We start from the raw sequence: 1,089 nt of genomic DNA, 5'->3' as shown, positions 1-1,089 counted from the left end.
ATCGGTATTGCGTTGCTCACACCTTAACAGGGCGTTATGCGACTTTATTGGAGTAATTAACTAGTGGCAAAGAAAAAACCTCTATCCCATTATGTTCCCAAATTTAGCAACAAGTATTGGGCTGACGAATCTAACTTCGTGTCTTACTTTTGGTGCGAGTTTTCTTCGTCCGTAAAAAAAGGGATAAAAGGCAAAAAACAATGGGGTCGAGAGAGAGGTTTGTATTCCTGGGCAGTTGAACATGCCTTGGATAAAGAGCTAGAAACTAAAGTTGCTCCACTCTATGAAAAACTCATTACCTACAATGAACTAAGTAAAGATGAAAGATTTTTGTGGGCGCAATTTATATTGTCTCAGTTGGTTAGAACGCCTAGTTACATTGAATATGAAAAGAGAGCGGTTGAATTGACAGGGGTTGAGTCTCAGCCAATGTGTGATCGGGTCGGCTGCCAAGAATGTCTTGATCTAAGTTACGTGGCGAATAGAAATTGGCTGTTATTGAAAACACATGCTGACGACTACCTTGTAAGGACTGATAATCCCGTTTTACAAACTGGCTTTATTGAACTTCCGAGTAGCTACCTTATTTACCCCTTGACGCCTCATTTATGTTTTGTTGCTACCCCAATGAATGATAGTTGGAGTCCGTTCGAGCATAATAACAACCCTATAATGGGCTATCAAATGGCTAAAGGATGGGCTCATATGGTTAATTTTTATTTAGCTAAATCAGCTTATCGGTCGTTGGTATTAAGTCCTGAACATGCTGGTGTTATATCAGATACTATGTTCACTGATGTGTTGGGTTCATATACTCAGCCTCCCTTTTCGCTTCATGTTGTTGAAAACGAACTTGTTACCTCGGCATTTGAAAGTATTAGACAAATCATGTCCATCGTTGATGGCTTTGATTATCCAACATGGGAAATAGAAAGGTTAACTCCTGACTATCCTGAGAAAACAATCGCATAACAAACTGTTTAAGAGTGATTCGCAACGCGTGGCATTTTTACTATGCGTTGGTTTAGGTGTTTAAGGTGGTATGCAGGAGCTTCGGTATTGCGTTGCTCACACCTTAACAGGGCGTTA

General features: G+C 40.2%; 1 protein-coding gene. It reads left to right on the top strand.

Translation table 11 applies throughout. The features are described from left to right. The first annotated feature begins 63 nt into the window (after positions 1-63). Positions 64-972, top strand: a complete 909-nt coding sequence (locus UF05_RS08740; protein WP_045544922.1) for a DUF4238 domain-containing protein — start codon at positions 64-66, stop codon at positions 970-972. Positions 973-1,089: the final 117 nt, after the last annotated feature.

The organism is Vibrio sp. S457-15 (assembly GCF_000960545.1).
GTDB classification, from domain to species: Bacteria; Pseudomonadota; Gammaproteobacteria; order Enterobacterales; family Vibrionaceae; genus Vibrio; species Vibrio parahaemolyticus.
Note: the sequence above shows the minus strand (reverse complement) of the source record. Positions and strands in the feature narration are given on the sequence as shown.